The following is a 6,947-nucleotide window of genomic DNA, read 5'->3' as shown; positions in this document are numbered from 1 at the left end:
ATATCTCGTTAACTGATACACCGTCTTCGCGAGCAAGCCCGCTCCCACATGGGTTCTGTGGTGTTAGTGAGGTCAGGTTGCGATCACCGCTTCCCGGGTTTTCTCCCGCCCCAACACCAAACTGCACAGCGCCGGCAAGAACAGCAACGTCAACACCGTCCCCACCAGCACCCCGCCAATCAGCACATACGCCAGCGACGACCAGAACACCGACAACGTCAGCGGAATAAACGCCAACGCCGCCGCCAGCGCGGTCAGGATCACCGGCCGTGCCCGGCGCACCGTGGCTTCGATGATCGCTTCGCGAATCACCATGCCCTGGTCCTGGTTCTGCCGAATCTGGTCGGTGAAGATCAGCGTATTGCGCATCAAGATCCCGCCAATCCCGATCAGCCCCAATATCGCGTTGAACCCGAACGGCTGGTTGAACAGCAGCAACGTCGGCACCGCCCCGATCAGCCCCAGTGGCGCGGTGGCGAACACCATGACCATCACCCCGAACGAACGCACCTGGAACATGATCACGGTCAACGTCAGCAGGATCATGATCGGGAACAGCGCCGCCAGGGCGACGTTGGCCTTAGCGCTTTCTTCCACCGGGCCGCCGATGACGATTTGATAACCGGCCGGCAGCTTGGCGATCAAGGGCTGCAGATCCTTGTACACCGCCATTTCCACATCCGGCGGCTGGGTGCCGTCGACGATGTCGGCGCGCACTTCCACGGTCAGCGCACGGTTGCGGCGCTTGAGGATCGGTTCTTCCATCACCGCCTGGAAATGCCCGACCTGGGCCAATGGCACCGACACGCCGGCGCTGTTGGTCAGGGTCATGTTGTCCAGGTTGCCGAGGTCTTCGCGCTGGCTACCCTGGGAGCGGGCGACCACTGAAACGGTGCGATTGCCTTCGCGTACTTCGGTGATCGGGTTGCCGCTGAGCAACGCATTGAGTTGGGATTTCACCCCGTCGGGGGTAAAGCCCAGCAGGCGCAGGCGGTCCTGATCCAGCACCAGGCGATAGCTGCTGGCGCGCTCGCCCCAGTCGAGGAAGCTGTCGCGGGTGAGGGTGTTGGCGGCGACCACTTGGCGCACGTCTTCAGACAGGCTGCGCAGCACATTCAGGTCGGGACCGGACACGCGAAACACCACCGGGAACGGCACCGGCGGGCCGAACACCAACTGGGTGACCCGCACCCGCGCCGATGGAAATTCGCCTGCCGCGATGCGTTCATCCATGCGTTTTTTCAGGGCGTCCCGGGCGTGGGCGTCGGCGGTCTGCACGATCAGCTTGGCGAAGGCCGGGTCTGGCAACTCGGGGTTCAGCGACAGGAAAAACCGCGGCGCACCACCGCCGACGTAGGTGTCGACCATCACGGTTTGCGGCTCCTCCATCAGCGCTTTTTCCACCTGCGCCGCTACCGCTTCGGTGCTTTTGAAGGCGCTGCCCGGCGGCATGTACACCTCAAGAATCAGCTCGGAGCGGTCGGAGTTTGGAAAGAACTGCTTCTTCACCACGCCCATGCCCAGGCCACACAACACGAATGCCGCCACCACCAGCCCGGTCACCAGCCAGCGTCTGCGCACGCAAGCGTCCACCAGGCGGCGCAGTTTCTGGTAATAACGCCCGGCATAAATCGTATCGTGGCCGCCGGCAACCGGCTGGATGTGCGGCAGCAGCTTGACCCCCAGGTACGGCGTGAACACCACCGCCACCAGCCACGAAGCGATCAGCGCAAAGCCGACGATCCAGAAGATATTCCCGGCATATTCCCCGGCGCCCGAGCGGGCGAAACCCACCGGCAGGAAGCCGATAATCGTCACCAGCGTGCCCGTGAGCATCGGCGCGGCGGTGGAGCTCCAGGCAAACGTGGCCGCATGAATCCGGTCAAAACCTTCTTCGAGTTTGACCACCATCATCTCAATCGCAATGATCGCGTCGTCCACCAGCAGGCCGAGGGAAATGATCAGCGCGCCCAGGGTCACCCGGTCGAATTCACGGCCGGTCATCAGCATGATTACAAATACGATCGACAGGGTCAGCGGCACGGCGGCCGCCACCACCAGCCCGACCCGGAACCCCAGGGCCAGCAGGCTGATGATCATCACCACTGCCAGGGCAACGAAGAACTTCAGCATGAACTCGTTGACCGCCAGGCTGATGTTTTTCGCCTGGTCGGAGACCTTGGCAAAGTTGACCCCCAGGGGCAGGTCGGCCTGGATTTTCGCTTCCTGGGCCTTGAGGGCCTTGTCCAGTTCCAGGCCGTTCCAGTGCTTCTCCATGATCACACCGAGCATCAGCGACGGGTCGCCCTGATGGCGGATGCGGTAGCTGGGCGGGTCTTCATAGCCCCGGCTGACGGTGGCCACATCGGCGATGCGCAGCAGCTTGCCGTTGGCTTCCAGCGGGACGTTTTCGATCAGCGCCAGGCTGTCGAAAGCGCCATCGATGCGGATATAGGCACGTGCCCCGGCCGTCTCGACAAAGCCTGAAGGCGCTACGGCGTTCTGGGCGGCGAGGGCGGCGAAGATCTGTTCGGGCTTGATGCCCAACGTGGCCAGGCGCTCATAGGAAAACTCGACGAAGATCCGCTGCGCCTGCTCGCCAAGAATATTGACCTTCTTCACCCCCGGCAGATTGAGCAGGCCTTGGCGCATGTCCTCGGCCATCTGTACCAATTGCCGGTGTGGCAGGTGTTCGGCCTCCAGCGCGTAGAGGGAAAAGTACACGTCGGAGTATTCATCGTTGAAGAACGGTCCGATCACGCCCTTGGGCAACTTCGCGGCTTCGTCGCTGAGCTTTTTGCGGGTCTGGTAGAACAGGTCCTGGATCTCGCTGGGGCGCGTGGACTCCAGGTACGTCATGCGCATCGAGACAAAACCCGGCTGGGCGATGGTTTCGACGCGGTCGTAGTAGTCCAGCTCCTGCAGGCGTTTTTCCAGGCGGTCGGCCACTTGTTCCTGCATTTCCTGGGCGGTAGCGCCGGGCCAGGCGGCGGTGATGGTCATGACCTTGACGGTGAACGAAGGGTCTTCGGCGCGCCCCAGTTTGCCAAAGGCAAAGACCCCGGCGGCGAGGATCGCGATGATCAGGAACAGCGTGACCGCGCGATGTTTGACCGCCAGTTCGGAGAGGTTGATCCCGCGCATTATCAGTGTTCCTGCTGACGGTTGAGGGCCAATACCTGGGCCGGCAACAGGCGTACCGCGTCACCGCTGTGCAGCAGGTGCGCTCCAAGGGCGACGACTACTTGGCCAGGGCTCACGCCGCTGTCCAGCAACGCGTCTTCCTGGCCGAGGCTGGCGACTTTGACCGGGGTGAAGCTGACCTTGTCGTCGGCGCCGATCACCCACACACCGGTACCTTTGCCGGCATCCTGCAGTGCGCCAATGGGCACGCGGGTCTGTTGGGCCTGGCCGTCGCCTTGCAGGCGCACGGTGATGGTCGAGCCGAGGGCGAAGCGGTCGACGGGGCCATGCAATACATAGCGCGCACGGTAGGTGCGGGTGGTCGGGTCGGCGCTGGCGGACAGCTCGCGCAAGGTGGCCGTCACCGCCTGTTCGGGGGCGCCGAAGGGGAAGGCCAGGGCTTTTTGCGAAGCCTGGTCGCGCTGGTTTTCCGGCAGGTTGACGATGGCTTCCCGGGCGCCGTCGTGGGCCAGGCGCGCAACCACTTGCCCCTCGGCCACCACTTGGCCGCGATCTACACGCACGTCGGTGATGATGCCGTCGCTATCGGCCTTCAGCACCGAGTAGGTGCGGCGGTTTTCGATCTGGCTGGCGTCGGATTGCGCGGAGGCCAGTTCGGCTTCGGCCACCCGCAGGTTGGTGGCGGACTGGTCGAAAATCTGCCGCGACACGGCGCCGGTATTCGCCAGGCGCTGGTAGCGGGATTCGTCATCCCGCCGTTGACGCAGTTGCGCCTGGGCCGCATTGACGCGGTTTTTTGCCGAGCGCAGGGCCAGTTCGAAGTCGCCGATATCCAGCACCAGCAAGGTGTCGCCACGGCTGACGTGCTGGCCGGGATCCACCTTGCGCTCGATCACCTTGCCGCTGACGCGGAACCCCAGGTCACTTTCCGTACGTGCAGCCACTACGCCGGTGTAGGCGCTTTGCTGGCTGCCGGCGGCTTCGACCTTGGCGGCGAGCACCGGGCGGGGCAGGGGTGCTTCGGCGACGGGGTCGGCCTTGTTGTTACAGCCGCTGAGTACCGCTAACAGGGCCAGGGGCGTGAGAAGACGCAGGGGAAGAGGGTTCATGTCGGGCTCCGTGGGGCGGGTGAGCGTGTTAGGTGATAAAAAATTACGTGCGTAATATTTAACGCCATATTATGGCCGAAATATAAAATAATCCAGCCCTCGAACTTCCGTTCCATAGGTAGGACGATCCAGGCCGATTTTGCCGTCTAGCGCTGAATTGGTATCGGATTTAAGGTGTATCCATTACTGGAGACACATATGAAAAAGATCATCGGCCTCTACACCAGCCCGCGCGCCCATTGGGTCGGCGACGGCTTTCCGGTTCGTACCCTGTTTTCCTACGACACCATGGGCAAGCAGATCAGCCCGTTCCTGTTGCTGGATCACGCCGGTCCTGCGGCGTTCACCCCGACCGAGCAACGACGCGGCGTGGGCCAGCATCCCCATCGCGGTTTTGAAACCGTGACCATCGTCTACAAGGGCGAAGTCGAGCACCGCGATTCCACCGGCGCCGGCGGCACCATTGGCCCGGGCGATGTGCAATGGATGACCGCAGCCAAGGGCATCATTCACGAGGAGTTTCACTCCGAGGCATTCGCCCGCAGCGGTGGCGCCCTGGAAATGGTCCAGTTGTGGGTCAACCTGCCGGCCAAGGACAAAATGACCGATGCCGGTTACCAGACCATCCTCGATGGCGATATCCCGACGCTGCCCCTGGCCGACAACGCCGGCAGCCTGCGCTTGATCGCGGGCGAGTTCGACGGGGTCAAGGGCCCGGCCCGAACCTTCACGCCGATCGACGTGTGGGACATGCGCCTCAACGCCGGCCGTTCGGTGACGCTGGACCTGCACGCAGGGCGCAATACGGCGCTGGTGGTATTGCGCGGCACGGTGCGGATTAACGCGACAGACGTGGCGCGGGAAGGGCAGTTGGCGCTGTTTGAGCGCGACGGCACGCAACTGCGCCTTGAGTCCAGCGACGATGCCATGGTGTTGTTGCTCAGCGGCGAACCGATCGACGAGCCCATCGTCGGCCACGGCCCGTTTGTGATGAACACCGAGCAGGAAATCCACCAGGCGTTTGCTGACTATCAGTCCGGGCACTTCGGGCAGATGCAGCGCTAGGGCGCTATACCCTCCAAAGGCATTTCATGCGATCTTCATGGCATTCGCCCTGGAGTCGCCTGGATGCCCTCATTTATCTCCGATCACCCGATGTTTTGTGCGTTGGCGCTGGTGCTGATCGACATTGCCGTATGGCGCCTGATCTCTGCCGATTTCGCCAATTGGAAGCTGGCGGCGCGGCTGGTGATCTTTGCGGTGTTCAGCGCCGTGCTGTTCAACGAAGGCATGAACCCGATGCAGGTCGCGCCGTTTGGCGACAACGTGGCGCTGCACCTGGCGGCGACGGCGTTCCAGATCGGCTGGTGGTTGTTCGCGGCACGCACCCTCACGGTATTGCTCGGCGCGGTGATGATGCAGCGGGTCGGCCACACCGGGCGGCTGTTGCAGGACCTGGTGGGCGCGGTGATCTTCCTGATCGCGATCATCGCAGCCATGGCCTACGTGCTCGACCTGCCGGTCAAGGGCGTGCTGGCCACTTCCGGCGCGGTGGCGATCATCGTCGGCCTGGCGTTGCAAAGCACCTTGAGCGACGTGTTTTCCGGCATCGTCCTCAACACCACCAAGCCCTACCAACTGGATGACTGGATCTCCATCGACGGCATCGAAGGCCGGGTGATCGACATCGACTGGCGTGCCACTCAACTGCAAACCTCCCAGGGCAGCCTGGCGGTGGTGCCCAATTCGTTGGCGGCCAAGGCCAAGATCATCAACTTCTCGCGCCCGGCGGATATGTTTGGCTTGTCGGTCAGCCTGCAGGTCAGCCCCCATGCGCGGCCGCAAACCGTGCTGGATGCGTTGGAGCGGGCGATGCAGGGGTGTCGGCCATTGTTGGCCAAGCCAGCGCCGAGTGTGGCGTTCAAGACGTCGGCCAGTGGTGGGGTGGAGTATGAGATCAGTGGGTTTGTGCCGGCGATGACGCTCAAGCGTGAGGTGCGTAACCAGCTTTATGATTTGGCGTTTCGGCATTTGCAGGCGGCGGGGGTGAGTTTGTTGTCGGCGGCGGAGAGTAATGCGCCGGTAGCGGTTTCCCGGGCTCGGGCGTTGTTGGAGAGTTCGTCTATTTTCTCGACGTTGAGGCAGGAGGAGAAGGAGACGTTCAGCCAGAACATGACGCTGCAGACCTTCCGCGCCGGGGAGATGATTTTGCCGGCCGGGGAGGTGAGTGATCACCTGTTTATCATTGAGTCCGGGGTGATTTCGGTGATGTTGACCAAGGCTGGGCACAAGTTTGAAGCCGGGCGGATGGGGCCTGGCGAGGTGATCGGCGAGGCCGGGATTTTGTCGGAGCAGGGTGTGCCTGCGGACTTTTTGGCGAAGACGTTTTGTACGTTGTATCGGATTGAGAAGGAGTATCTGAAGCCTTGTCTGGATGCTCGGCATGACATTAGTGAGGCGATGAAGAGTTTGTTGGATTTCAGGTTGCATGCGGCTCAGAGTTTGACGCAGGAGGCGCCTGTGGTGCCGGTTAAGAAGGGGTTTATGCAGTGGCTGCGGAGTCGGGCCTGAAGGTGTACATATCCGTTGCTGCGGTAACGGCGGCTTATGGTTCCGCTCTTACAGCGGGTCACTTTTGGCAAACGCCCCAAAAGTAACCAAAAGGTCTTTGCCCCACCACTCGGTGCCTCGCTT

General features: G+C 62.4%; 4 protein-coding genes. 2 read left to right on the top strand and 2 right to left on the bottom strand.

The features are described 5' to 3' along the window. Positions 1–72: 72 nt before the first annotated feature. On the bottom strand, positions 73–3,144 hold the full coding sequence (locus SNL23_RS00545) for an efflux RND transporter permease subunit (RefSeq protein ID WP_318301310.1): 3,072 nt from the start codon (positions 3,142–3,144) through the stop codon (positions 73–75). Positions 3,145–3,146: 2 nt separating this feature from the next. Further along, positions 3,147–4,253, bottom strand: a complete 1,107-nt coding sequence (locus tag SNL23_RS00540) for an efflux RND transporter periplasmic adaptor subunit (protein ID WP_076015700.1) — start codon at positions 4,251–4,253, stop codon at positions 3,147–3,149. A 198-nt stretch (positions 4,254–4,451) separates the two neighbouring features. Here SNL23_RS00540 and SNL23_RS00535 point away from each other — a divergent pair, with 198 nt between their 5' ends. Both SNL23_RS00535 and SNL23_RS00530 read left to right on the top strand, forming a co-directional pair. Then, on the top strand, positions 4,452–5,318 hold the full coding sequence (locus SNL23_RS00535; protein ID WP_318301309.1) for a pirin family protein: 867 nt from the start codon (positions 4,452–4,454) through the stop codon (positions 5,316–5,318). Positions 5,319–5,381: 63 nt separating this feature from the next. Further along, positions 5,382–6,824: a mechanosensitive ion channel domain-containing protein gene (locus SNL23_RS00530; RefSeq protein ID WP_318301308.1), complete on the top strand. Its 1,443-nt coding sequence runs from the start codon at positions 5,382–5,384 to the stop codon at positions 6,822–6,824. Positions 6,825–6,947 lie beyond the last annotated feature (123 nt).

The organism is Pseudomonas sp. SED1 (assembly GCF_034044025.1).
In the GTDB taxonomy this organism is placed as follows: domain Bacteria; phylum Pseudomonadota; class Gammaproteobacteria; order Pseudomonadales; family Pseudomonadaceae; genus Aquipseudomonas.
This window is presented reverse-complemented; position numbering and strand designations above follow the sequence as displayed.